The sequence below is a fragment of the Paraburkholderia bryophila genome, assembly GCF_013409255.1.
Taxonomy (GTDB): domain Bacteria; phylum Pseudomonadota; class Gammaproteobacteria; order Burkholderiales; family Burkholderiaceae; genus Paraburkholderia.
In genome coordinates, this window is sequence record NZ_JACCAS010000001.1 from 4,615,450 (window position 1) to 4,635,283 (window position 19,834).

Annotated in this window: 32 protein-coding genes; 6 read left to right on the top strand and 26 right to left on the bottom strand. The window is 60.6% G+C overall.

All coding sequences use genetic code 11. The features are described from left to right. The first annotated feature begins 92 nt into the window (after nt 1-92). Nucleotides 93-1,397, top strand: coding sequence for a tyrosine-type recombinase/integrase (locus GGD40_RS20685; protein ID WP_179744726.1), 1,305 nt, complete (start codon nt 93-95; stop codon nt 1,395-1,397). Here the strand turns inward: GGD40_RS20685 and GGD40_RS20690 are convergent, their stop codons facing one another. From GGD40_RS20690 to GGD40_RS20730, 9 genes are all read right to left on the bottom strand, one after another. Then, nucleotides 1,398-1,871: a helix-turn-helix transcriptional regulator gene (locus GGD40_RS20690; protein ID WP_257030445.1), complete on the bottom strand. Its 474-nt coding sequence runs from the start codon at nt 1,869-1,871 to the stop codon at nt 1,398-1,400. Between the two features lie 360 nt (nt 1,872-2,231). Next, a complete protein-coding gene (locus GGD40_RS20695; protein WP_179744727.1) occupies nt 2,232-2,981 on the bottom strand; it encodes a hypothetical protein in 750 nt (249 codons plus the stop codon). Between the two features lie 20 nt (nt 2,982-3,001). Further along, the gene (locus GGD40_RS20700) at nt 3,002-3,541 is read right to left on the bottom strand and encodes a hypothetical protein (RefSeq protein WP_179744728.1); all 540 of its coding nucleotides are present in this window, start codon (nt 3,539-3,541) and stop codon (nt 3,002-3,004) included. A gap of 12 nt (nt 3,542-3,553) precedes the next feature. Continuing rightward, nucleotides 3,554-3,700, bottom strand: coding sequence for a hypothetical protein (locus GGD40_RS20705; RefSeq protein ID WP_179744729.1), 147 nt, complete (start codon nt 3,698-3,700; stop codon nt 3,554-3,556). A 100-nt stretch (nt 3,701-3,800) separates the two neighbouring features. Continuing rightward, nucleotides 3,801-4,406, bottom strand: a complete 606-nt coding sequence (locus GGD40_RS20710) for a hypothetical protein (RefSeq protein WP_179744730.1) — start codon at nt 4,404-4,406, stop codon at nt 3,801-3,803. Between the two features lie 40 nt (nt 4,407-4,446). Beyond that, a complete protein-coding gene (locus GGD40_RS20715; RefSeq protein ID WP_179744731.1) occupies nt 4,447-4,800 on the bottom strand; it encodes a hypothetical protein in 354 nt (117 codons plus the stop codon). Nucleotides 4,801-4,855: 55 nt separating this feature from the next. Continuing rightward, nucleotides 4,856-5,059, bottom strand: a complete 204-nt coding sequence (locus GGD40_RS20720) for a hypothetical protein (RefSeq protein ID WP_179744732.1) — start codon at nt 5,057-5,059, stop codon at nt 4,856-4,858. Between the two features lie 69 nt (nt 5,060-5,128). After that, the gene (locus tag GGD40_RS20725; protein WP_179744733.1) at nt 5,129-5,272 is read right to left on the bottom strand and encodes a hypothetical protein; all 144 of its coding nucleotides are present in this window, start codon (nt 5,270-5,272) and stop codon (nt 5,129-5,131) included. A gap of 66 nt (nt 5,273-5,338) precedes the next feature. Further along, nucleotides 5,339-5,536, bottom strand: coding sequence for a hypothetical protein (locus tag GGD40_RS20730; RefSeq protein ID WP_179744734.1), 198 nt, complete (start codon nt 5,534-5,536; stop codon nt 5,339-5,341). Between the two features lie 137 nt (nt 5,537-5,673). Here GGD40_RS20730 and GGD40_RS20735 point away from each other — a divergent pair, with 137 nt between their 5' ends. Then, complete coding sequence (locus tag GGD40_RS20735; RefSeq protein ID WP_179744735.1) at nt 5,674-5,901, top strand: hypothetical protein; 228 nt, start codon at nt 5,674-5,676, stop codon at nt 5,899-5,901. Between the two features lie 58 nt (nt 5,902-5,959). Here GGD40_RS20735 and GGD40_RS20740 read toward each other — a convergent pair whose 3' ends face one another. The 10 genes from GGD40_RS20740 to GGD40_RS20785 all read right to left on the bottom strand — a co-directional run bounded on the left by GGD40_RS20740 (nt 5,960) and on the right by GGD40_RS20785 (nt 12,854). Then, nucleotides 5,960-6,577 carry a hypothetical protein gene (locus tag GGD40_RS20740; RefSeq protein WP_179744736.1) on the bottom strand — a complete coding sequence of 206 codons (618 nt, stop codon included), beginning with the start codon at nt 6,575-6,577 and terminating at the stop codon, nt 5,960-5,962. Between the two features lie 76 nt (nt 6,578-6,653). Further along, a complete protein-coding gene (locus GGD40_RS20745) occupies nt 6,654-7,514 on the bottom strand; it encodes a hypothetical protein (protein WP_179744737.1) in 861 nt (286 codons plus the stop codon). A 75-nt stretch (nt 7,515-7,589) separates the two neighbouring features. Further along, nucleotides 7,590-7,763 carry a hypothetical protein gene (locus GGD40_RS20750; protein WP_179744738.1) on the bottom strand — a complete coding sequence of 58 codons (174 nt, stop codon included), beginning with the start codon at nt 7,761-7,763 and terminating at the stop codon, nt 7,590-7,592. A 158-nt stretch (nt 7,764-7,921) separates the two neighbouring features. Next, entirely contained in the window at nt 7,922-9,007 is a 1,086-nt protein-coding gene (locus tag GGD40_RS20755; protein WP_179744739.1) for a hypothetical protein, read from the bottom strand. Nucleotides 9,008-9,319: 312 nt separating this feature from the next. Continuing rightward, complete coding sequence (locus GGD40_RS20760) at nt 9,320-9,697, bottom strand: hypothetical protein (RefSeq protein WP_179744740.1); 378 nt, start codon at nt 9,695-9,697, stop codon at nt 9,320-9,322. Nucleotides 9,698-9,814: 117 nt separating this feature from the next. After that, nucleotides 9,815-10,471, bottom strand: coding sequence for a hypothetical protein (locus GGD40_RS20765; RefSeq protein WP_179744741.1), 657 nt, complete (start codon nt 10,469-10,471; stop codon nt 9,815-9,817). Between the two features lie 96 nt (nt 10,472-10,567). Beyond that, nucleotides 10,568-10,765, bottom strand: coding sequence for a hypothetical protein (locus GGD40_RS20770; RefSeq protein WP_179744742.1), 198 nt, complete (start codon nt 10,763-10,765; stop codon nt 10,568-10,570). Next, nucleotides 10,762-11,616, bottom strand: a complete 855-nt coding sequence (locus GGD40_RS20775; RefSeq protein WP_179744743.1) for a hypothetical protein — start codon at nt 11,614-11,616, stop codon at nt 10,762-10,764. Before GGD40_RS20775 ends, GGD40_RS20770 begins: the two co-directional genes overlap by 4 nt. 3 nt (nt 11,617-11,619) lie before the next feature. Further along, entirely contained in the window at nt 11,620-12,627 is a 1,008-nt protein-coding gene (locus GGD40_RS20780; protein ID WP_179744744.1) for a hypothetical protein, read from the bottom strand. Then, the gene (locus tag GGD40_RS20785) at nt 12,627-12,854 is read right to left on the bottom strand and encodes a hypothetical protein (RefSeq protein WP_179744745.1); all 228 of its coding nucleotides are present in this window, start codon (nt 12,852-12,854) and stop codon (nt 12,627-12,629) included. The genes GGD40_RS20780 and GGD40_RS20785 overlap by 1 nt, the downstream gene beginning before the upstream one ends. A 661-nt stretch (nt 12,855-13,515) precedes the next feature. On the opposite strand from GGD40_RS20785, the gene GGD40_RS20790 reads away from it, so the two are divergent. The 3 genes from GGD40_RS20790 to GGD40_RS20800 are packed head-to-tail and all read left to right on the top strand — an operon-like array spanning nt 13,516 to nt 14,837. Then, complete coding sequence (locus tag GGD40_RS20790) at nt 13,516-14,292, top strand: hypothetical protein (protein ID WP_179744746.1); 777 nt, start codon at nt 13,516-13,518, stop codon at nt 14,290-14,292. Then, complete coding sequence (locus tag GGD40_RS20795) at nt 14,285-14,584, top strand: hypothetical protein (RefSeq protein ID WP_179744747.1); 300 nt, start codon at nt 14,285-14,287, stop codon at nt 14,582-14,584. The genes GGD40_RS20790 and GGD40_RS20795 overlap by 8 nt, the downstream gene beginning before the upstream one ends. Nucleotides 14,585-14,603: 19 nt before the next feature. Beyond that, nucleotides 14,604-14,837, top strand: a complete 234-nt coding sequence (locus GGD40_RS20800; protein ID WP_179744748.1) for a hypothetical protein — start codon at nt 14,604-14,606, stop codon at nt 14,835-14,837. Nucleotides 14,838-14,868: 31 nt separating this feature from the next. Here GGD40_RS20800 and GGD40_RS20805 read toward each other — a convergent pair whose 3' ends face one another. Continuing rightward, nucleotides 14,869-15,198: a hypothetical protein gene (locus GGD40_RS20805; RefSeq protein ID WP_179744749.1), complete on the bottom strand. Its 330-nt coding sequence runs from the start codon at nt 15,196-15,198 to the stop codon at nt 14,869-14,871. A 34-nt stretch (nt 15,199-15,232) separates the two neighbouring features. Next, nucleotides 15,233-15,562, bottom strand: a complete 330-nt coding sequence (locus tag GGD40_RS20810) for a hypothetical protein (protein ID WP_179744750.1) — start codon at nt 15,560-15,562, stop codon at nt 15,233-15,235. 228 nt (nt 15,563-15,790) lie between these two features. Here GGD40_RS20810 and GGD40_RS20815 point away from each other — a divergent pair, with 228 nt between their 5' ends. After that, the gene (locus tag GGD40_RS20815) at nt 15,791-16,528 is read left to right on the top strand and encodes a DUF5677 domain-containing protein (protein ID WP_179744751.1); all 738 of its coding nucleotides are present in this window, start codon (nt 15,791-15,793) and stop codon (nt 16,526-16,528) included. Nucleotides 16,529-16,554: 26 nt separating this feature from the next. Here GGD40_RS20815 and GGD40_RS20820 read toward each other — a convergent pair whose 3' ends face one another. The 5 genes from GGD40_RS20820 to GGD40_RS20840 are packed head-to-tail and all read right to left on the bottom strand — an operon-like array spanning nt 16,555 to nt 19,821. Further along, the gene (locus GGD40_RS20820) at nt 16,555-17,361 is read right to left on the bottom strand and encodes a hypothetical protein (RefSeq protein WP_179744752.1); all 807 of its coding nucleotides are present in this window, start codon (nt 17,359-17,361) and stop codon (nt 16,555-16,557) included. Nucleotides 17,362-17,397: 36 nt separating this feature from the next. After that, the gene (locus GGD40_RS20825) at nt 17,398-17,604 is read right to left on the bottom strand and encodes a hypothetical protein (protein ID WP_179744753.1); all 207 of its coding nucleotides are present in this window, start codon (nt 17,602-17,604) and stop codon (nt 17,398-17,400) included. Nucleotides 17,605-17,640: 36 nt separating this feature from the next. Then, a complete protein-coding gene (locus GGD40_RS20830) occupies nt 17,641-18,009 on the bottom strand; it encodes a hypothetical protein (RefSeq protein WP_179744754.1) in 369 nt (122 codons plus the stop codon). Then, nucleotides 18,006-19,499, bottom strand: coding sequence for a hypothetical protein (locus tag GGD40_RS20835; RefSeq protein ID WP_179744755.1), 1,494 nt, complete (start codon nt 19,497-19,499; stop codon nt 18,006-18,008). The genes GGD40_RS20830 and GGD40_RS20835 overlap by 4 nt, the downstream gene beginning before the upstream one ends. A gap of 55 nt (nt 19,500-19,554) precedes the next feature. Then, nucleotides 19,555-19,821, bottom strand: coding sequence for a hypothetical protein (locus GGD40_RS20840; protein WP_179744756.1), 267 nt, complete (start codon nt 19,819-19,821; stop codon nt 19,555-19,557). Nucleotides 19,822-19,834 lie beyond the last annotated feature (13 nt).

Below are 19,834 nucleotides of genomic sequence, written 5' to 3' on the forward strand. Positions count from 1 at the left end.
TTGCGTCGTTTTTTCAGAAAATCGACGCATGGGCTAAAATCGACGCGTCGGGAAAATCGACGCAAGCCCAAAACCAACCATACGAGGCTGTCATGAAATTCGACGCACACACCGCCAAATCGCTCGCGCCCGGTGAGCATCTTAACGTAGAGGGTTGCCCTGGCCTTCGGCTCGTGGTGACTTCATCGCGCCGCTCGTGGTCATTCCGCTATCGATCTCCGATTGACGGACTCATGCGTCAGGTGAAGATCGGCGAATGGCCCGCCATGCCGGTCGCGGCGGCGGCGGGTGCATGGTCGAAACTGCGCGACGCTGTAGCCAACGGCGAAGACCCCTCGAAGAAGCGCTCAGAGGCGCGCGCAGCGGCTCCGAAGGTCGCGCGTGCGCCGCAGGGCGCGCAGACCGTGCGGGCCGTCTGTGACGCGTATCTAACCGGCCATGTGGACGCGCACAGAAAGGCGAAGGGGGCCGCAGAAGTGCGTCGCATGTTTTTGAAAATGATTCCGGCGACGTTCTCGGCGAAGGATGCCGCCACACTCACGCGCGGCGATGCGTTCGGCCTGATTGAATCGCACGCGAGCATACCGACGCAGGCCGGTAACCTGAAGCGCGAACTGGCCGCCGCGTGGGATCACGCGCTCGATGCTGGCCGCCTTCCGGACGCAACGCCGAACCACTGGCGCTCGATAATGCGCGGGAAGTTGCGCTCAACGGGAAAGACGATTGCTGGCGAGAAGATCGGCGTCGTCAAGCGCGTGCTGTCGGCGGCCGAACTGGGTGAGTTGATCGTCTGGCTGCCGAACTTCTCGCGACTCGTTGAGGACGCGCTAACGCTCTATTTGTGGACCGGGTGCCGTGGCGCTGAAATCATGGCAATGATGGGCTCAGAAGTCGCTGACACGCCCGATGGGCTTGTGTGGACAATACCGAAGCACAAGACGAAGAACGCCCGCCACGCGAACGCCATGGATCAACGTGTCCCGCTCATTGGTCGCGCCGCGCTGATCGTGCGAAGACGCATTGCTGCGCACGGGAAGGGGTATCTGTTCCCATCGGACAAGGGGCCGGGCCATACGCAGCAGAAAGTAGTGTCGGAAAGCGTCTACTTCAGGCAGCCCTATTGCAAAATTCGCGAGAACTGGGAGCGCACGCGGCTGACGGTCACGCATTGGGGCCCGCACGATCTTAGGCGATCATCGCGAACGCTTCTGGCCGCGCTCGGTTGTCCGCACGACGTTGGCGAGTCGATCATCGGCCACATGCTGCCTGGGGTTGCCGGGGTCTATAACCTGTACAAGTTCGACCCGGAAAAAATGGAGTGGCTGACTCGCCTAGATGCGGAGCTTGAGAGGCTGGCCGCCGCGCATGTGAAAGCGGCCAGCGCGAAGCAGGGGTGACTATGCGGCGTTACGCTGGCCGCAGTTCTTTGGCGGAAGCATGTCGGAAATAGGCAGGGCGTCCACCCACGCTTCTACCTCGCGCACGATCCAGCCCACCCGGCGAGCCGACATCGCGCGGGGCTTCGGAAACGACCCTTCGCGAACCAGCTTCTGCACGTTGCCAGTGGATAACGATACGGCCTGTGCGACTTCGTCCAGGCTGTAGACCAGCGCCCTGACGTGCGAGTGACGCGCCGGCGCGGGCTCACCCTCTGAGTCGCCACCGTCACCGCCAGCCGGTTTGCGAGCCGTGCGGCGCTGTGTGCGTGGTGCGCGTGGCGCTGGCGTGTCCGCGCTGCCGCCGCCGATGGACTGCATTGCGGCCTCGTTGCGGGCCTCGCACAGGCGATGGAGTACGTGGGCATGGCGCTCGCGCCTGCGGGCCGTCCTATGGCCCAAAATCGAATCCATGCCGCCGAAGAAGTGTGTCATTTGTGTTTTCCAGGTTCAGAACGCAAAAAGGGCAGAGAAGCGCCCCTGCGCCTTTCTGCCCAACGAGCAGAACTTTACTGATCTTCTGCGCCTCACGCAACACGAAAATGAAATGCCCCGCAACCGTGGAGTGCGGCGCGGGGCATCCTTGCTGAAGCACGGTAGCGAGTGCCAATCGTCGCAGACCATCGAAGCCAGGCGAACCTAGAAGACTCTATCGGAGACAAGCTGCGATGTCCGATGTCTGCGATGCGGCGGTTACGTGCGCCACCTATCCGCTGGGCGCTGCGCATCAAAGCGATTGGCCCATGCTGGCGTCACGAATCACCACCCCCTTAGAAAAGCCTTGTCGAATAGCGGTTACTCGAATGCGCGAGTCGGGCGCGGATCGCCTTGCATGAATGCGCCAGCCGGATACGTGTAGGCATTCCCGCCAGCAGCACTCCACTTTCCGTCGTCGCCCTTGAAGATCACATGGAAAGCAATCGCGTCCGCGTCACCATCGGTCTTATGGCCCCAGCATCCAAGCGCTGCCCAGCTTCCCATGAGACTGCTGTATCCATACATGATGCCGAGAGAGTCCCCTTCGCCGCCGACAGGGCACTTCGAATGCGTGAGCAGCAATTGATTGCCAATTCCGCGCGAGTAGGCGAACGCGTGCGTCTTGTGCGCAATGCTGGCCGCCAGCGCGGAGTTTTTAGCCAATTGCTGAAGCTCGTGATTCGCAGCCTCCTGCTGATCGGCCAACTGCTTCACGTACGCGTCATGCTTCGCTTTTGCGTCAGCCACGATTGCCGCCTGCTTTGCATCCTCTTGTGCGTCGTGGACCGCAAACTCGGCCTTTGCCTTGTCGGCTTCCGCCTGACTCGCAAACGGCCCGATCATCCATTCGCCAGTGCTCCCATTCGGGAAAATCACGTAGCTCGGGATATCCTCGGCCCACTCGCCCCTATCGGCGTGACATGATGGCGAGCCCATTATCTGCATGCAGTGCGTTTCAGCAGGAAAGTCGAAAGGGGTCTTCGGATCGCTTGGCGGCCCCCAGTTGATGCCTGCGCAACCGGCGAGCGATGCCGCGAGCAGCGCGGCGAGAATGATGATCTTCTTCATTTGAATCCTTGTTGAGTTGGTTATTGCGTTTCTGACGCGGGCGCGGCGTCGCGCTCGCTGTCGTTCATATTTGCCGGTTGATCGGCTGGCGGGGCATCGCTGGCTGCGGCATCGCTCGCCGGTTCCGACTCGACATAGCGCTTCTCGGCGAACAAACTGACGCACTCTTCGCGACTGTTCTCGCCATCGGCGGCGCATTTGTCCAGATACGCACGCTCGTCGGCCGGTAGCTCGGGTTCCGGCGCGACGGTTGCGCTTGCCGCGCTGGCTGCGTCGATTGCGTCCTGCTCGGCATCGGAAGGCGGCCCGCTGTACGGGATCACCTGCGGTACGACATCGCGATATTGCGGCTGCGCTGTCGCGTCAGCTTGCGGCATCGGCAGGTTCGTCTTGACGTGTTCGTGCAGGAAGCCGATCACCAGAACTGCGACGACCCCGACCAGCGCGACCTTCCAGAAACGCAGAAGGAACCCGCCGAACAGCGCGGCCAGAATGAGTGCGCCGACGAGCGACCATGCCTGACTGCTCGAAATACCTACGATGCCTGCGAAAACGTCCACGACGAACCCCTTTTATAGATCGAACCAATCCACTTCATCGCGCGGCGAGCGGCGCAGAACCCGCCTGAGAAGCTGCGCCGCCACCACTGACAGGCCGCCAATCAGCCCACCGATGCACGAACCGAAAATCAGGCCATTCCAGAATGCCTGCTCGCTCATGGTGAGAGCACGACAAGCGCCACAAGCAACGCGACGCCCAGCGACAAGATCAAGCCCTGCGCGAAACGTATGGCCGTCTTCCGATTCATGAAGCTGGCGATCATGCCGTGACCTCGGCGCGGTTATCGACCGGCGACGCCTCGGCGTTCAGCGCCTTCTGCACGACCAGCATTCCGTCTACGCAGGCATCGTCAAAGTGCGGGCAGTCCGAGCCGTCGGCGAGCGCTTGGAACACGCCGTGAGCCGCATACAAGGCAATCAGCATCGTGTCCACGGCGTCGTATCGGGCGATGCGCTGCGCGCCGTCGCCAAGGGTCGATTCAGCGCTGCGCAACGCGCTGAAGACGCGCGCCGACCAGCTTTCACATGAAGCCTTCACGCGGGAGTCGCGCGCCACCACACGGCACCGGTCGAACGCCGCAGCGCATTTAATCAGGGCACCGGAAAGGCGCTTGGCTTGCGCGGCGCTCGGCTGCGCACGTACCAGCAGGCGGCCGACATCGAAGATCGGTTCGACGGGTTCGCGATGACCGGCGCTTTCGAGCACGGCATGAATCGCGGAAAGGGCCGTTTCCGCCTTGGCAGTCGGCTCGAACAGCGCGGGCTGCACAGGAGCATTGGCGATGACAGCAGGCAGGTCAGCGAACGACGTGGCGCGGGGCTTCTGCCCTTCCGGGCGGCGATTGAGGCGCAGGTATCTCGGCATGGTTTTCTCTGTGTTGTGTGGGTCGGCGGGGAGCGACGGGTTAGGCTTTGCGCTGAGAGCGGCGCGCGTACGGCGGGCGGTCGCCGATGCGCGCGAACGTGTGCCAGGTTTCCATGAAGGCGTCGTGCAGCGCGTGGTTCTGCGGGTCGATAGAGCCCTTCACGTTCGTGTAGCTCAAATTCATCAAGCGGCCCGCAATCACGGCCCCGACGGTGCGACGGTCGATAAATGCGCGGTAGGCGTAATCGCGCCCGTCGAGTTCGACTTCTTCCGTGTCAGCGCCAAACACCATGCGAAGCGATCCAGCGGTGCGCGCACGGCACACGAGAACATTCGCGTCGCGGTCTGACGCGATGATTGAGATAAGTCCAGCTTTAGGATCGAGGAGCCACATAATTTAGGTATCCTGGTTATTGTGAGCGGACCCGTGAGCCCGCGCGTGTTTGTCGTTAGTCTTCGCGCATGCCGGAACCTGTCGGCAGCCCGATTTTGGTGTTGATCTTCGGCGACTTGTGCGGGGTGAAAGTGTCGGGGCGCACTTCGATGAAGACGCGCGCGAACTGATCGGCGGTAAGCTCTTTTTTAAGCGTTGCGACAACCTTCTCGCGCTCGGCTTCGTTCGGGACTGGCACAACGATGAAATGTGTATTCACTGGGTATGTCTATCGAAAGTTGCCGGGTAACCGACCCGGCGACGGTACTGCGTGATTCTTAGCGGCAACTTACGGGCAGGGGCGCTTGCCTTGCAGTGCTTCGTTAAATGCCCGCATCCATTCGGTATTCGCCCTGACCTCGGCGATAACTGGATCGAAAAGTTCGGCAAGCTCTTTGATGCAGGAAAAATCAGTCTTGTTTTGCTGAAACATGGACAACTCCATAAGTAGTACGAAATATAAAACCTGGGGTTGTCATGCGGGGTTAGGCGCTACTGGTTACTGATTCACTGGCAAAAACACGACGGCCACGCGGCTGTTGACGAGTTCGCACGCCTTGGCAGAGCGCTCGTCGTCTGACGTGAAGGCCAGTTCGGACGTAACGACAGCGCCGTCAATCGGGGTTTTGAACTTCAGGCGATAGGGGCGCTCTACGGCGGCGACCGGCTTTACGAAGGGGAGCACGTTGGATTGCATGTCTTGTTCGGTGTTTGTGTTTCGATGAGGTAATTGTACACGCAAACCTCTCTCGGTCAAGAGGTATTTGTACACGTCAACCTATCCAGATACCCCGGTATTTGTACACGGCATCCTAGTGACGTACAATTCAGCCCATGGATACGAACGACACCACCAAAAACGTCGGCGGCCGCCCTCGCCTAGAAGACGAGGAGCAGCGCCTTGTCGCCAAAACCCTTCGCTACTACCCGCGCCAACTGCGCCATATTGAGCAGTTCGGCGTGGAGCGCGTTCGAGACCTTATCGACGCAGACATTGCCCGCGAGGAGCGCAAAGCCAAGCGGGAGAGGCGCGGCGAATCGCGCGAAGACCTGGACGAATGACCCGGCAGTAACGAAAGAGGCCCGCACGTAGCGGGCCTTTTTCATTGGTGCGTCCGAATCAATGGACTGTTTCGGGGGCGCGGTGAACGAATCCCTTGTTTTCCGCCAGACGGGCCGCCAGACGCGTCGCTTCGATCGCCTGAATACCGAAGCTGCGGACGTGCGCGGCGTGACGCTGGCGCTCCTCGTACGCAAGTGCAACCTCGCGATCCGCCTCATGTTGCGAGCGGAACAGCGGCGTCGTGTTGAGCACGCCAGCAAATTTCAGCGGCCCGAAGCTGCACTCGCCGCCGATTGGGTGCTCGTAACCCAGGCCAACCATCTTTGCGAAGGGTTCGTTGCGACTCGGGTCCGCGCGGTGGCCGCAGCCAAGCAAGTCCCACTTCTGCGGCGCGCTCATGGTCGCGTCGATCTCGTCGCAGGTATCGAAGAAGACCTCTGCGGCCGAAATGATCGACTCGCGAGCGCGGAAGCGGCGGGCGACGATGCCGTGATAGGTCTCAACCAAAAACGATTTGTTGACCGGGAAGCCCTGTTCTTCGACCTTCTGGAAGTGGCGTTCCTTCACGCGGATTTTGTGCTCGTCGCGGCTGCACTGCTCGATGACGGCGAGCGCTGCCATGATGGCGCGGCGGGCGTCGAACAGGCGGCGAACGATGGTCTTCGTGGTTTTCATATCTCGAATCTCTAAGTCTCTACTGAATTTTATGATCTAGTGGCGCTGGGGAGTCATTCGATCATCGGCGCAGAGGTTAGAGCGGCACTCCCGATGCCTGCACATACTGCTCTGTCATGCGGCTAAGATATGAGCGGGCGAGCGCAGCCAGGTCGCGATGGTATTTGTGCTGCATCCACACGTTGCGCGTGAATGCGCGGTACTTCGGGCAGGCGTGGTCAACCTTCGAGAGGCCGTGCTTCGCCTTCCACGTCTTCGTGTACGTTACCGCGACGTGGTGCCAATCCTTCGAAATCTTCTCGTGCTCGTGAGCGCCCACAACGAGATTCAGAATCGTAGCGGCGAGAGGCTGGCCGTCAACGGGATCGGCAAACAACTGCTTGGGCTCGCCCATCGGCTTTTTTGCGAACTCGGCATTAGCGAGCAGCATGACTTCGTACGATGCTGCCATTTCAGCATCAACCTTATCGAAGTCTTCCTGTTCAATGCAATCGCTATAGAGGCCGTACGGCGTGCCGCGCACGTTCTCGTACTCACGCTCGCCGGCGAAGAACGGCAGGCCGATATGCTCGGCATAGAGCGCCATCGCCTTCGGGGTCAACTCCGCTTCGAATTCATCCTTCACGGCGCTTTCAATGAGCGCCATGTCGGTCGTCACAACGCACAAGTCCTCGCCGACATAAGCGAGCGTCTTGCCGCTTGCGAGCAGGGCGGGCGCATCCTTCTCGCTCGCGATCAGTGCCGCCGCGCCAACCCCATCAAGCTCCACGATGCGCTTGTAGCACTTCGAGCGGCCAAAGGTCTTGAACGAGTGAAGCTCATGGTGCATGACCGGGATATGTGCCGGGTCTAACACCGGAAGCGCGACCTTCTTCGCCTTCTTCGCCGTCGTTGCCGCGGACTTCTTCGAGTTTGCTGCCTTGATAGTTTTAGCCATGATGCAGATTCCTTACAGTCTTTTAGTAGAACTATTGAAAATGGAGTTACAACTTTTGGACTGGGGAGTCTCTGATTACGGCTGCTTCTGTTCCTGCTTGTCGCCCTCGATCTTGACGCCGTGCTTCGCGAGAAAACCGTCAATCGCCTCGCGGGCAACGGTGCTCATGTCGGTTTTCAACTGAGCGCAAAGCACCTTCAGCTTGTGGTGGCGCTCGCCGTCAATGCGTGCTGCAAACCTCTTATCCATATCGTCCTTCCTTTGTGTGTTTGTACGCTTGTGCGTACGTTGAGTTGAATACTAACCACGCATCATCAAAAAAGATCGCGCGCAGCTGATTATTTTTGAGAGTGTTGCGATCTGCCCATGAGGAAGAATGCGACCGGCCGGGGAGCCGTTGCCGACGTTTAGCGCGTGGAGTTCTGGTAATAGGCTGCCTCGCGCACGTCGCGCGACTGGTTAGTGGCCTGCTCCATCTTTTGGCGGTACGCAGCAGCGTGCTTCTCGTTCTCCGACTTCGGCCACCTAGGCACATACGCGCCACTCGCCACAAGGCGGTGATAGCCCGGCGAAATCAGGCGCAGCAGTTCCGTGAACTTCGAGACGTAGAAGAGGCACGTATAGTCCTTGCTGCGGCCCACGCGCTCGTCATAGCCGAAGCGCATGCCTTCCGTCGTGAAGCGCCATGAGTACTTGAGAACGTCCTTACTCTTCGTGCTCGGGCGCGCGAAGCGGTACACAATGCCAGCCTCTTCGAGCAGCTTGAAAAAGCGCGGCACCGGCAGGCACCGGCCAGCGCTCTTCAGCAGGTGCGTCGCAGAGCCCTCGTCCGAATACGTGTCATCGGTCGGGGCCGGAAGCATGTCGGTCGGCAGACCGTGCGAGCGGATCAGCTTGTGGACGCCGTTGCGGTGCTCCTCCTGCGTCAGGCCATACGACTTCGAGCCAGCCAGCAGGTCAAGCACGATGATGGCCTTCGACACGCGGGCAATCGTCTTGTCTTCGATGGCAGCGGGCTCGGGCGTCGGCGCGGGAGCGGCCAGCGTCTTCGCAGCAATCACGCGCTCCAGTTCATCCAAGCGCTTGATGCAGGCGTGGCGCAGATTCACGTCGTAGCCGGTCACCAGCGTCATCGACAGTTCCCTGTTCAAGCGGAATTCAATGACGCGGTCGCGCACGTCGCGCTCAAACGTGAATTCGGCCCCGAGTGCGTGGGCCAAATTTGGCCCAGCCAGCAACTCATCAAAAAGGCGGTCATTGTTCGCGAGCAGAAACGTCGAGCGGCCCTTCTCCGGAAGCTGCTGCTTCAGCCACTCACCGCCATGCAGATTCAGCAGCATCACGCGGATATCGCGCAGAATCTTCTTGTGCTCCTTCTCAGCGCCAATCGACTCGGCGACCGTGACGATCTCGCGGCTGGACATCATCAGCGGCTTCGTCAGATCATGCGACGCGCCGACGCGCGCCAAGGTGTTGCTGATTACTTCGGACATACGAAACCCCTAAAAAGACCGGCAAAAAATCGTTGGCGGGCAGTATTCGGAAGTTTCCTCAGGTGTTTGCCCGCAGGATTGCGAGGCGTTGGTGGGACTGTATCGAATGTCGAACAAACAAACAAGCAAAAAAAGCCGAAAACCCACGCCAGACGGGCGTTTCAGCGATGCGTCGGACGCAGAATCCACATAAAATCCCTTGTCGAATATGGGGAAATTCTCGGTAAAACTAACAGAATTTATTTTTCGCCAGACGCAAAAAAAGCCCGGTGTCGCTGGGCTTGATCCTAAGCTCTGCTTCGGACGCATAGACTAGAACGCTTCACTCGCGCCCTGCGCAGCGCTGCCGCGCAATTTCACGTCGCCAGCTTCGAGCAGGTCGGCGAGCGCATCCTGCACCGCCTTCGACGCCCACAGCGCGGCAAAGCGGCTGCGGTCGAACTTGAGATTCGTCGGGTCCCCAGTCGGAACCGTGGCCTTCTCATTGGTCGCGCCGAGCGATTCGCCGTAGCTTGTCGCGACTTTGTACGCCTTCGCCGGGCGGCCGGGCTTCGAGCTATCGCGCCAGGCCACGCCTGTGATACCCGCCACCAGCAGGACTTTGCCCGCCGCGACTGCGGACAACGGGATGGCGTTCGCGTTGAGCGCTTCCGTGAGGCTCACCGGCTGTTCATTCGTCGTGTCGTTCATGTTCGTCCTGTTTCTATGTATCGTTCGCGGGCGATACCGGAATCTCCCGGCGCTGCGCCCGCTGTTACCCTGAAAATTCTATGTATCGTTCGCGGACGATACGCATATTGGATGGCGCTACACGTCGATAATCTCGGTATCGTGCGCGGGCGATACGATCATTTTCGGCGGCGGTGCGCCGATATCCTCGACTGCGCCCATGAAGCGCTCGAACTTCTTCGGCTGCCATCCGTACTTTGCTTCGCGGCCAGCGTGCCACGCCTGCGCGCGCCGCATGTCGCGATCAAACGTCCTGGCGCTCCAATAGCACACGCGCGGCATCTCCATAGTGCGCCCGCTCATGCCGTTGATCGTGTCCTGCTTCTCGCGAACCTGAATGAGCAGCCCCTCTGCGACCATTCCGCGTAACGTGCGAGCGAAAGACTGAACCTGGCTTTCTGACGCCCTCCAAAAGCAGTTTGGGTCTGCGGATGTTTTCGTGCCGTCCGGGCGCTCAATCCACTTGATCTCCGGGCGTCCGTTATCACCGCCGAACCAGTCGATATAGTTCGCGATGTCCGTGGCGGTGTATGGCGGAATCCCGATCTCCTCGTATGTGCCATCGTCGTGTTCTTCGAGCATGCGAAGGATCGCGGCCTTGCGCGGTGTCATAAACTTCGTCATCTTGAATCCGAAAGTTGGTATCGCTCGCAGGCGATACATATTTAGGCTGACTGGTTGCGTCGAAAAGTTGGTATCCGTCGCAGGCGATACGCGGTCGGAGTCGGTGCGCAACGCAGAATCGTTTAGCGGTCTTTAGAGCCGCTGGCGCTCGCCACCGTCACCACACCACTCGGACTATCTTGCGAGCGGCGTGGCGACGGCTCTGGTCTAGCGCGCCACGACCTTTTCGCGAAGACGGGCTTCGTCCTCGAATTCGAGCGCCTGCGAGCCGTGGATCGGACGGCGGCCCGTGACTGTCTCAATCGCCTTCAGCGCGAATTCGATCTGGTGCTCATTGATGGCCTCGCGGTTGCGGTAGCGGTCGATCAGCTTCCAGGCAAAATACAAACCATTGCGCCCACTCATGCGACCTCCTGGTGCTCTGCCATCAAGCGAACCATGGAAGCGAGCACGTCGTCGGACAGGTGAGCCATAGACGCGATCATGCGGAAAGCCTCTGCCTCTGCCTTGGTGCGCTGCTGCGCTTCGTACTCGGCGCACTTGCGCGCCTGTTCCGCTGCGGCATCGCGCGATTCAGCAAGTTTCGGGTCCATGTCGCGAGCGACAGCGGCGGCTTTCGGCTTCTGAAGAATCGCCAGAATGTTCGCGACCTTCGAGCGGTTTTCCGCTGCGGTCTTCGGGTCGATAGGCTCATCGTCGCCCGGGCTCGCGAGAAGCGGGTAAGCGGCGCGACCATCCGCCAACGAGATACGGCCAGCGCTGACGGCTTTCGACACTACCTGCTCACGCTGCTCGGCATCCGTGCCAAGCGAGATACGCCAGCGCGGAACCTGCTGGGTCTGACGCGCGGCATCCGTCAGGCGCACGTAGATATCCTTGAACGCGCGGCCCGCGTTGAACTTGTCGCCAGCCTCCAGGAGGTGGCGCACTGCGTCAGTCGCTGCGTCGATCTCGTTGCACGTCTCAACTGTGTTGCGCGGATCGTACCCGCGCGTCGCGATGGCCCACGCCTCATCGGCGGATACCCAGCGGTCCACGCGTTTCTCGATATGGCTGATTACGTCGATAGGAACGGGGGCGAAGCGGGTTCCTGCCTGCATGTAGTGAATGAGCGCGGCCTTCACGTCGGCGAGCGAATACGGTTCGAGCAGCTTGAACCAGAATTTCAGCGAATCAACTTCCGGGAGCGGCTGGCGAAGCGTGGAACAGCAGAGGTTAAGCGCCTTGGTGAATTCAGTTTTGTCTTCGGCCAGCATGGCTTACTCCATGTCAATCGTGAAGGGGTCATTCGGCGGCGGCAGCGCATCAAAGGGCGTCGCGCCATCGTCTTCGAGAAACGCGCGCATGTTGGCGTCGCTGATAGCGCGGTTGCGCTCTTGCGTCGTCATGAAGCCGCCAGACTGCGGGCGCTCCGTTGCGACCGGGATATCCCACGCTTCCTCGAAATGCAGCGACGGGCCGAAGAAGGTCGAAGCCTGCTTCACATACTCGGTCCCGATGTTTCCCTTCGCCGCGCAGAACTTCGCGTAGCGCATAACGCCAGCAATCATGTCGTCGGGCTTCTTGCCCTGCTTAACGCGAGCCGTCCACGCCTTCAGTGCTTCGGTCTTGCTGTTGCCGCCTGCGCGCTTCGGATAGATGCCCCATGCTGCTTCGAAGTCGGCGTCAACCGGCTGCGCCTTCGTCACCGCGCTCTGCTTTCCCTCCTGTTCGCCGGGAATCAGACTCGCCTGTACCGGACCACACTCACTCTCGACCGACTGCGCAGCAGGAGAGAGAGGTTTACTAACCGTAGTTGAAGATGAAGATGAAGATGAAGATGAAGATGAAGGGGTTGCCGTTTGGTTGACGGCTTGGTTATCCGCTTGGTTGGACTTTTGGTTAAGCAAAGCGGGATTCCCCCCCTTTTTGCCTGCCTCGCGGCGAATTTGGCAGAGGTTTTCGTCTGCGACCATGCGCTTCGAATACAGCGCGCCATCCGCATGCCTCACCTTTGCTACGCCGTAGGTTGTGAGGTTGGTTAAGGTTTGGTTGAGAATTTGGATATCCAAACCAAGGATGTTTGCGAGCGCCTGCGTCGGCATCGGCAATCCGTTCAGCAAGAGAACGCCACGCTCCGACGACTCGTGCATGATGCAGAGGATTTCGAACCACACGCCGCGATCATGGAAGCCGAGAGCCTGCACGCCCGGGTCTTTGCGCCAGTCGGCAGGGTAGAACTGCATCGCAGGCATCTTGCCCGCGTTCTTTTGGGTGCGCGCAGTCATTACGCGGCCTCTGCGACGATCTTTGCGGGCGCGGGAAGGCCCAGCTTCGCCATGTGGTCGCAGCGCGCGTTATGGGCTTCGATAGCGGTGTTGTAGCGGCCGGGAACCTGCGAGCACTTGCCCTTGATCCAGATGCGACCGACCCACAGGTGTACGGCGTGCTTCGGTTGATGCAGATACACGCCGACGACGCCTGCGGGCTTCTGCTGCTGTGCTGCTGTGTTCATTTGACACCTTCGAGATTTCGAAGGCGGTACGAGCAATGCGGGTAAGGTCGGGCGAGCGCAATTCAATCGCTCGCTAAGGTGTACTTGATAAGCAGAATCAAGCTGGATATAATCGAAGCCAGTGCCAGCACCAGCCAATATGCACTCCCCAGCCGCCCTATACGGTTGGTCTTGACGCCCCGCAGAGTTTGCCGCTCTCGGGGCGTCGTTGTTTGTGGCTCGCGCTTTGCAAGCCGGTGACGAGATTGTGCCTGACGCCGCATAACAGCGCAAGCAAAATTCTGCCTAACCTACTGATTCGATTGAGTAATTCTGCGTCTCGCGCAGATATCATCGCTAAGTCATTGATCGGATTCACTCTGCGTTATCCGCATAGTTGCGCGCGCATCCATTCGCCATAGGCGAGCCATAGCCACGTAGAGCCGTTCTCGACCGCCGACCATGCCAAGACATTCGCCGTAGGGTGCGGGCCGCTCACGCGCGATCCTCGCAACGCTATTCCGCTGGTATCCGCGCAGCGGTCGCCGCCCCCGAGTAAGAATTTCAATTTCCGCCCGGTTTTTGACCGTGTACGTGGTGGTGTACGGCCTGTGTACGGGGTGTGTACGCAGACCGGACGTGATGGCCCAATGGTTCCATTGAACCGCAGGCAGAGTCCGCAATGTCGCACCAAAAAGTCACAGACGAGCAATGGGCCGCCGCCCGCAAGCGCTACGAAACCGAACCCGGTCTCGGCTTGGGAAAAATCGCGCAAGTCCTTGATTGTTCGAAAAGTTTGGTCGCCCGCAAGGCCCGCGAAGAGAAGTGGCAGAAGGATCAAGGGGTGCCGTCGCAGGTGCAAACGCCTGCTCAGGTGAGGGATTCTAAATTTACAGAAAGTGCCGTGCAGAGCGAGACCCAAGCCGTACACCTGTACGAGCCAGGGGCGTCTACACAGCCCGCTCGCGTCGTGGCCGATGTCTACGTGCCGCCGAGCGCCGCGCAGGCTCCCCAGCAGCCCCAATCGAACGACTACGCCGACGAAATCCGCATCCCCGACGGCCTGGACGAAGTAGATCGCGAGGAGTTCGTGAAGGCCGCCATCGTGGCCCGCCAGCGCGCGATTAATGCCCGCCACCTGAAGGAACTGAACGCGGCCCGCTCGAAGCTGTACGAGTCGCTGAGGAAGGCCGGGACGAAAGAGGGTGCCGGGACGGCGCTGGCATCGCAGCGGAACGTGGCGGCGCTGATCGCGTTGCAAGCCGCCGAAATGGAAGCCGAGCTTCAGCGCGTCCGCTTGGAAGTCGCCGAGTTCGTCGGAAAGCCCATGAAGCCGACGCCAGCCCGCATCGTGGTCCATGTGCAGCCCGGCGAGCAACTGCTGCCAGTGGCCGCCACGTACGGCCGCAACGCAACCGAAGTAACTGACGTGATCGCAACGGAGAACCAGAATGCGTAAGACACACGCTGAAATCAATGCCGCGCTCGACGCGAAGATGGCCGCGCTGGGCATCGCCACCGCAAGCGCGAAGCTGCCGACGGTGACCGTCTACCCCGGCGAGCGCACCACTGAGCGCCTGGCCCACTTCGGCGCTGATCGCCTGATCGCGAACAACCCGGCATATGACTCGATGAGCGAGCGCCTTGATGCCGAGCTTCGCGAGATTCTCGACGGGCGCGTGGGCCTGGCAGCGCCCCGCGCGAAATCGACGCGTCGCGAACGCGTGGCGCGCGTGATGACGAACGATTAGGACCGATATGAGCCAATCAATGAACTACCTGCCAGACGACGCGTGCGACCTGTTCGAGCGCACTATCTCGGCGCTGATGCTCGAACTGCTGGTGAGCGGCGTACCGGCTCCATACATTGATGCAGCCGTGGACGGGCTGCGCGATGACTTCGACCGCACTCGCGAATGGCTCGGCGTGATTGAGCGCTCGGCGAAGCGCCGTAATCCGTTTCCTGGCTTCCGAGTGATCCGGTTCCGGCGCGCGTTCACGTAGGGGCGTCGGTGTTCCGCTCGCTGCGTGCCGGTCAGAGACCGCGGGCGGTCACGAAAGCCATATACAGCCGGTAGATGTCGTTCGCAATGGCCCGCCCGGTGCTGTTCCGTATCGACTGCATTGTGTGTTCGAGCGCGCTGTTCAATACGTCGCCGGCCGCGTCGCGCTCCGGTCCTTTCCGCGTGAGGCGGTGCATGATGCTTTCCCAGTCCTCAAGCAGTTCGGGCGGGAGTTCCTGGGCGGTCAATTGATTGAGCGGCCAATGCGCGGCACGCAGGCGCTCGCGCACGTCGCCCTCGCGAGTGGCGAGCCGGTGGAGCGCGTTGAGCAGTTTTTCTCGGACCCGCGAATAGCGTCGCATCTGAGTGAGTCTCCCGCGATTGATTCCTGTCGCCTTAGTTGACGGTCGATACGCCGTTATCGGGGCGCATGATCGGGCTTTGCGCATGCGCAATGCACTTGAACGTGATCGACGCGCCACCTAGCCGCACGCCAGGTATGTTCTGCGTCGTCTGCTGAGTGACCAGTTCGAACTCTAAGCCCTGCGACTCGCAGAACTGATTGCCTTCGCCCATTAGGCTACCCGCCACGGCAGAAACGTCGCCGAAGATGCCCGCCGTGTTTGTCTTGGACGCGTAATAGGTGTTTGCGCCTATCTTCGTCGGCGCAGTGCTGGCGCAGCCGCTGAGACTTGCAACGGCCAGAATCAGAATCGTTTTTCTCATGGTGACGCCCCGGATCGGTCAATTGTTTTACGTTCGGGGCAATTATAAGGAAAACGCGGGCGGCATTAGGAAAACGCGTCACCGTACTACCGGTCGCTTCAGCCCAAGTCACGCGCCCGAGGACCGGGCCGGGCGTTTGGGGGATGTCTCCCGGCGCTTATGGTGGCTCGAAATGCGCCCCCTCTATACTTCGATGCTGACCAGCGAATACACCAAAGGAGACGCTGAATGACAAAGCCTGAAGCGGCGCGCGCCGCCGCGACGACGATACTTGATAGCTTCGAAGACCTGCTTGGGCAGGCGAACGTCGCAGATTCCGGCGAGGCGCGCATTGGCGCTAGTCTTATTCTGACAATATTCGAACAGTTCCGCTCGGCTTTGTGCCTTATTGATGCCGGTTATTCCAGCCATGCGGCGGGGCCGATCCGCTCGATGCTTGAAGGCGTCGCCGACCTCGTGAATCTCTCGAAGGACTCGGGCTATCTCAATCAATTGCACTTCGAGAACGCGCGAAACAATGTCGTGCTGTTCGATGAGCTTCTGCGCCTGAAGGACGTGCCAGAAGATATGAAAGAGAAGGTCGGCGAGTGGCGGGAAATCGAAAAGCCCATTCGCAACAAGCTCGCAAAGGACGGGCATCAAAAAATGGACCTCGCGCAGAAGATGCGAGACGGCGGTATCGGCGACGCCTACGCGCAATACCGCATCCTGTGCGGAATGGTTCACACGAGCATTACGAGCCTTATTGCGCGTCACGCAGGCCGCGAGCGGCTGACTGAACTCGGATATTGCCGCCCGGCAGAACCGGACGTAATCGGAATGCTGCTGCTGATTGCGGTCGATCTTCTTGTGCGGGCCGGGTCGGAACTGCATAGCTTTACCGACCTGACCGAAGACGAGGTAAACGCCGTCGCGGAAGAGGCGAAGCGAGTATGGGCGGCGGTTGATGCAGATGAGGGCGCGTGACGCGGTTTCGCGCCGGTTGCCCCTGTTCAACGCTTCTTCTGAGCCAGGGCGCTAGACGCGCGCTCGGTCGCGATCCGGGCTGCTTCAGCCCTGTCTTGATGTGCTTTCATCGCTCCCTCTGCCTGCAAGATTGATGATTTAATCCGTTCGGACAAAGTGCCTGACGCAGGCATGATCGGGCTGTATTGCCTGTCTGGGCAAAAGCTCTCAACCGCTGCTTCGGCGAGCCGTAAGCTGTTCATTACGTCCTGCATCAGAACGTTGTAGGCATTAAAGTCAAGAGCAGTTTTGCCTTCGATCCATGAATTGACGGTTTCTGCAATGCCATGCGACGCATCGTAAAACTCGATTAGCAGAGTCGCGTCCGCTTCGGAAAGATCCCTGAATTGAGGTGCAGACGGGTATAGGAGTGGCTTCCTGGGCCGAAATGCCGTGAGCGGATCGCCCGGTGGTTCGTACTTCATCGAGGTCGATACGAAGTTCGCAACAAGCCGGTTGAGGATGTAGACGTGCTGCGCGATGACGCGCGCCAGTTCCGGTGTGAAATAGACCCTTGCTGCTTCCATTCTCCGTGTCGCGTCCTGCTTTTCAGATGCTGCTTTTGTCGTCTCGGCGACCCAAGCACCGGTAAAGAGCGCTGCTGCACCGAATAGCGCTCCACCTAGACTCGCAGCGCTCTCGTTGGTGGGGAAGTGGCAGAGGATGGCTGCGCTGCCGACGACGACGCTTATGGCCGCCATGGCAAGATTTGGCTTGCGCCGGAACAGCAACGTCACGTTTTCCTGCGCATCCATAAGGGCATCGCCGATTTCACTTGGAGTTCTCTCGCTCATTATTTCTTCCCCGCTCCATATTCGAACGCCACTAGTCTACCCGGTCGGTTCGTTGTATTCGAAGACCGCTAGATGCCCGGCGAAGCGCATGGCGTCCTCGCCTTCGGTGTCGCGACGGAAACGCAGCGTGGTGTATGCCAGATGCTCGATGATGTTCGGATTGAACAGCGTACCGGTGGTGCGGGTGACGGCGCGATGGCCGAAAGTGCCGAATGTGTGGGCGGTGCCCGTGGTGGTGCTCATGGTGATTCCTGGTGGATGGATGCGGAAAGAGTCAAGTCACGTCGCTGCGTGCGCGCGCCATACCGGGCTGACTGGCTGGCCGTCGGGGCCGATGACGCGCGGGAAACACCAGGCGAACGGTTTCGAGCGAACGGGCGGCGGCACGATGATCTTCGCGTTGCCGCTGGCGACGTGGTCGGCGATGGCCTGCGCCGCGTCGTGCTCGGTGAAGTTGGCAGACACGCAATGTCCGCATGTCGTGTGCTCGCCCCTGCGCACGGCCCTGATGTGCAGGTTTGCCGCCCGCCCGCAGTCACAGCGAAAGAGCCAGCGAGCGCCGGTTCTTTTTCGCTGCGCCTTGCTGGCGTATTGGGTCGCGACAAGCGAGCCCCAGCGCTGGCCGGTCCAGTCGAAGTGAGCTTTCATGCCGTGAAACCGTTTAACTCGAACGCGACCTGCACCAAGGCGCGGGCTGTGACCGCGATTGCACGCGGGCTCTTGCCGATGGTCGGGCGTTCCGGTGCCGGTGCTGGTGCCTGACGCTCGGCGCGACGCTGCGCCTTTTCGAGCTTGCGCAGTTGCTTGCCGGTGAGTGGCTTCTGCGGCTTGCGTGCAGGCTCGATGACGGGCTGCGGCGCTTCGTCTGGTGCGCTGGTATCGGTCGGCTCGTCGTCGGCCTGTACGGGCGCGTATTCGCAGGTCAAGCTGCATCCGGTGGCGAGAACGAGATCGGCTTCGGTGATGCCCTTCGGCGCGTCGTCGCGCTGGCTGTGCATGAAGTGAGCGGCGAACTGATCCGGGCGCATGCCGTTGTACGTGTTGCCGAGCGCAACCGGCGCGGTCTCGACGTGCTCGACGGCTTCAGCAACCGGCGCGGACGGCTCTGCGGTCTCATCGAACGACTCGCGATAGGCCGCGTCATCCTCTTCGGACATGGGCGGCAACCATCCGGCGCGGCGAGCGGTGCCATTGCCATCGGCGTCGCTTTCATCGCTCGCTACGGGCTTCGCGTAGAGCGGCGTATCCCAATCGTCCCAGTCAACGGCCTTCGCTGCGGCTTGGTGGTCTGGCGCAACGGCGCGCGTCCTTTTCTTGCGCGGCTTGCTTGCCGCGATGGGCGCGTTCGTTGTGCGAGATACGGCGGGCCAGTATTCCGGCCTCGGATCGACGGCCCCGACCGGGATGGACACGCCGCCAATGAAAACTTCAACGATGACGCTGCCGGGATGGATGCGCTCGACGTAGCGCTCGCACTCGGCGCGGCCAGAGCGCAGGCCAAGATCAAGCGTTTGCCACTCGCCGGCCGCGTCTTCAATCGTGACCGTGGCTTGCCGCAGGTGCGCCCACTTTTGCGGCGCAGCGCCCTTACTATTCGCGCCCTTGACGCATTCATACTCGCGATTCGCGCACGAAATACAGATCGTGTGTTGCTTTACGAGGCGAAAACGCCCGATTACCCTGGTGGCCGTTAGCCCGGTGCGCTCACAGCGGATGCACGCGAGGCCGAGCGAATCATTGACGGCCGTGTGCATGTTTTCGGCGACTGGTGCGCCGCCGCTGAAGTGCGATCCGATGGGGCACTTGTAGCAGGCCGATCCAATGTTATTGCGCAGGTGCGAGGCCGCGCATTGCTCGCGCGTGACGGTGGCGATGATGCGCTCGCAATCGAAGACGCTCTGCTTCAGGCCATACACTTCGCGGTCGAAGAAGACGATCTTCGCCGGGTCCGTCTGCGTGACGGTCGGAGCGGAAAAACTGCGGCGAATCTGTTCCTGCCTTTCGCGCCCGCCCTTGCCAAGTCCCGCCATGATCGCCCGCCTATCCCGTTGCAATGGATAGAGGCTCGCGTCACGAACTTGCGCCACGAGATAGTCAACAAAATCCTTGATGAATATGGCATTTGTTGTGGCGCGCACGCAACGAAAAAGCCCCTCGAAAGGGGCTCATTCAACGGGCTCAAATTTGAGCCGGTTAATCGCGGCCTTCGAGTGCGGCGATGATGTTCTGCGGAATCGAACCCGGGCCGCCAAGCGCGAGAGCCGAACTGATCGCCGTCGCCGTCTGTGCGTCGATAGCGCCATGGGCGAGCGCGAGGCTTGCGCCGTGCTCGATTTGCTCGGCGGAATACTTCGGCGCGACGGAACGCAGGCCGCGCACGCCGGTAGGAAGGCTCTTGCCGAGTTGTTCTTCGGCGGTCTCGAAGGTGCCGACGGCGCGGCGCAATTCGTCAAATGTCATAACGCGATACTCC

What these genes read in the sequence shown, in the direction of transcription:
- GGD40_RS20685 (WP_179744726.1), top strand. Translation starts at nt 93, where the DNA reads ATGAAATTCGACGCACACACCGCCAAATCGCTCGCGCCCGGTGAGCAT.
- GGD40_RS20690 (WP_257030445.1), bottom strand. Translation starts at nt 1,871, where the DNA reads ATGACACACTTCTTCGGCGGCATGGATTCGATTTTGGGCCATAGGACG.
- GGD40_RS20695 (WP_179744727.1), bottom strand. Translation starts at nt 2,981, where the DNA reads ATGAAGAAGATCATCATTCTCGCCGCGCTGCTCGCGGCATCGCTCGCC.
- GGD40_RS20705 (WP_179744729.1), bottom strand. Translation starts at nt 3,700, where the DNA reads ATGAGCGAGCAGGCATTCTGGAATGGCCTGATTTTCGGTTCGTGCATC.
- GGD40_RS20710 (WP_179744730.1), bottom strand. Translation starts at nt 4,406, where the DNA reads ATGCCGAGATACCTGCGCCTCAATCGCCGCCCGGAAGGGCAGAAGCCC.
- GGD40_RS20715 (WP_179744731.1), bottom strand. Translation starts at nt 4,800, where the DNA reads ATGTGGCTCCTCGATCCTAAAGCTGGACTTATCTCAATCATCGCGTCA.
- GGD40_RS20725 (WP_179744733.1), bottom strand. Translation starts at nt 5,272, where the DNA reads ATGTTTCAGCAAAACAAGACTGATTTTTCCTGCATCAAAGAGCTTGCC.
- GGD40_RS20730 (WP_179744734.1), bottom strand. Translation starts at nt 5,536, where the DNA reads ATGCAATCCAACGTGCTCCCCTTCGTAAAGCCGGTCGCCGCCGTAGAG.
- GGD40_RS20735 (WP_179744735.1), top strand. Translation starts at nt 5,674, where the DNA reads ATGGATACGAACGACACCACCAAAAACGTCGGCGGCCGCCCTCGCCTA.
- GGD40_RS20740 (WP_179744736.1), bottom strand. Translation starts at nt 6,577, where the DNA reads ATGAAAACCACGAAGACCATCGTTCGCCGCCTGTTCGACGCCCGCCGC.
- GGD40_RS20745 (WP_179744737.1), bottom strand. Translation starts at nt 7,514, where the DNA reads ATGGCTAAAACTATCAAGGCAGCAAACTCGAAGAAGTCCGCGGCAACG.
- GGD40_RS20750 (WP_179744738.1), bottom strand. Translation starts at nt 7,763, where the DNA reads ATGGATAAGAGGTTTGCAGCACGCATTGACGGCGAGCGCCACCACAAG.
- GGD40_RS20755 (WP_179744739.1), bottom strand. Translation starts at nt 9,007, where the DNA reads ATGTCCGAAGTAATCAGCAACACCTTGGCGCGCGTCGGCGCGTCGCAT.
- GGD40_RS20760 (WP_179744740.1), bottom strand. Translation starts at nt 9,697, where the DNA reads ATGAACGACACGACGAATGAACAGCCGGTGAGCCTCACGGAAGCGCTC.
- GGD40_RS20770 (WP_179744742.1), bottom strand. Translation starts at nt 10,765, where the DNA reads ATGAGTGGGCGCAATGGTTTGTATTTTGCCTGGAAGCTGATCGACCGC.
- GGD40_RS20775 (WP_179744743.1), bottom strand. Translation starts at nt 11,616, where the DNA reads ATGCTGGCCGAAGACAAAACTGAATTCACCAAGGCGCTTAACCTCTGC.
- GGD40_RS20780 (WP_179744744.1), bottom strand. Translation starts at nt 12,627, where the DNA reads ATGACTGCGCGCACCCAAAAGAACGCGGGCAAGATGCCTGCGATGCAG.
- GGD40_RS20785 (WP_179744745.1), bottom strand. Translation starts at nt 12,854, where the DNA reads ATGAACACAGCAGCACAGCAGCAGAAGCCCGCAGGCGTCGTCGGCGTG.
- GGD40_RS20790 (WP_179744746.1), top strand. Translation starts at nt 13,516, where the DNA reads ATGTCGCACCAAAAAGTCACAGACGAGCAATGGGCCGCCGCCCGCAAG.
- GGD40_RS20795 (WP_179744747.1), top strand. Translation starts at nt 14,285, where the DNA reads ATGCGTAAGACACACGCTGAAATCAATGCCGCGCTCGACGCGAAGATG.
- GGD40_RS20800 (WP_179744748.1), top strand. Translation starts at nt 14,604, where the DNA reads ATGAACTACCTGCCAGACGACGCGTGCGACCTGTTCGAGCGCACTATC.
- GGD40_RS20805 (WP_179744749.1), bottom strand. Translation starts at nt 15,198, where the DNA reads ATGCGACGCTATTCGCGGGTCCGAGAAAAACTGCTCAACGCGCTCCAC.
- GGD40_RS20810 (WP_179744750.1), bottom strand. Translation starts at nt 15,562, where the DNA reads ATGAGAAAAACGATTCTGATTCTGGCCGTTGCAAGTCTCAGCGGCTGC.
- GGD40_RS20815 (WP_179744751.1), top strand. Translation starts at nt 15,791, where the DNA reads ATGACAAAGCCTGAAGCGGCGCGCGCCGCCGCGACGACGATACTTGAT.
- GGD40_RS20820 (WP_179744752.1), bottom strand. Translation starts at nt 17,361, where the DNA reads ATGAGCGAGAGAACTCCAAGTGAAATCGGCGATGCCCTTATGGATGCG.
- GGD40_RS20825 (WP_179744753.1), bottom strand. Translation starts at nt 17,604, where the DNA reads ATGAGCACCACCACGGGCACCGCCCACACATTCGGCACTTTCGGCCAT.
- GGD40_RS20830 (WP_179744754.1), bottom strand. Translation starts at nt 18,009, where the DNA reads ATGAAAGCTCACTTCGACTGGACCGGCCAGCGCTGGGGCTCGCTTGTC.
- GGD40_RS20840 (WP_179744756.1), bottom strand. Translation starts at nt 19,821, where the DNA reads ATGACATTTGACGAATTGCGCCGCGCCGTCGGCACCTTCGAGACCGCC.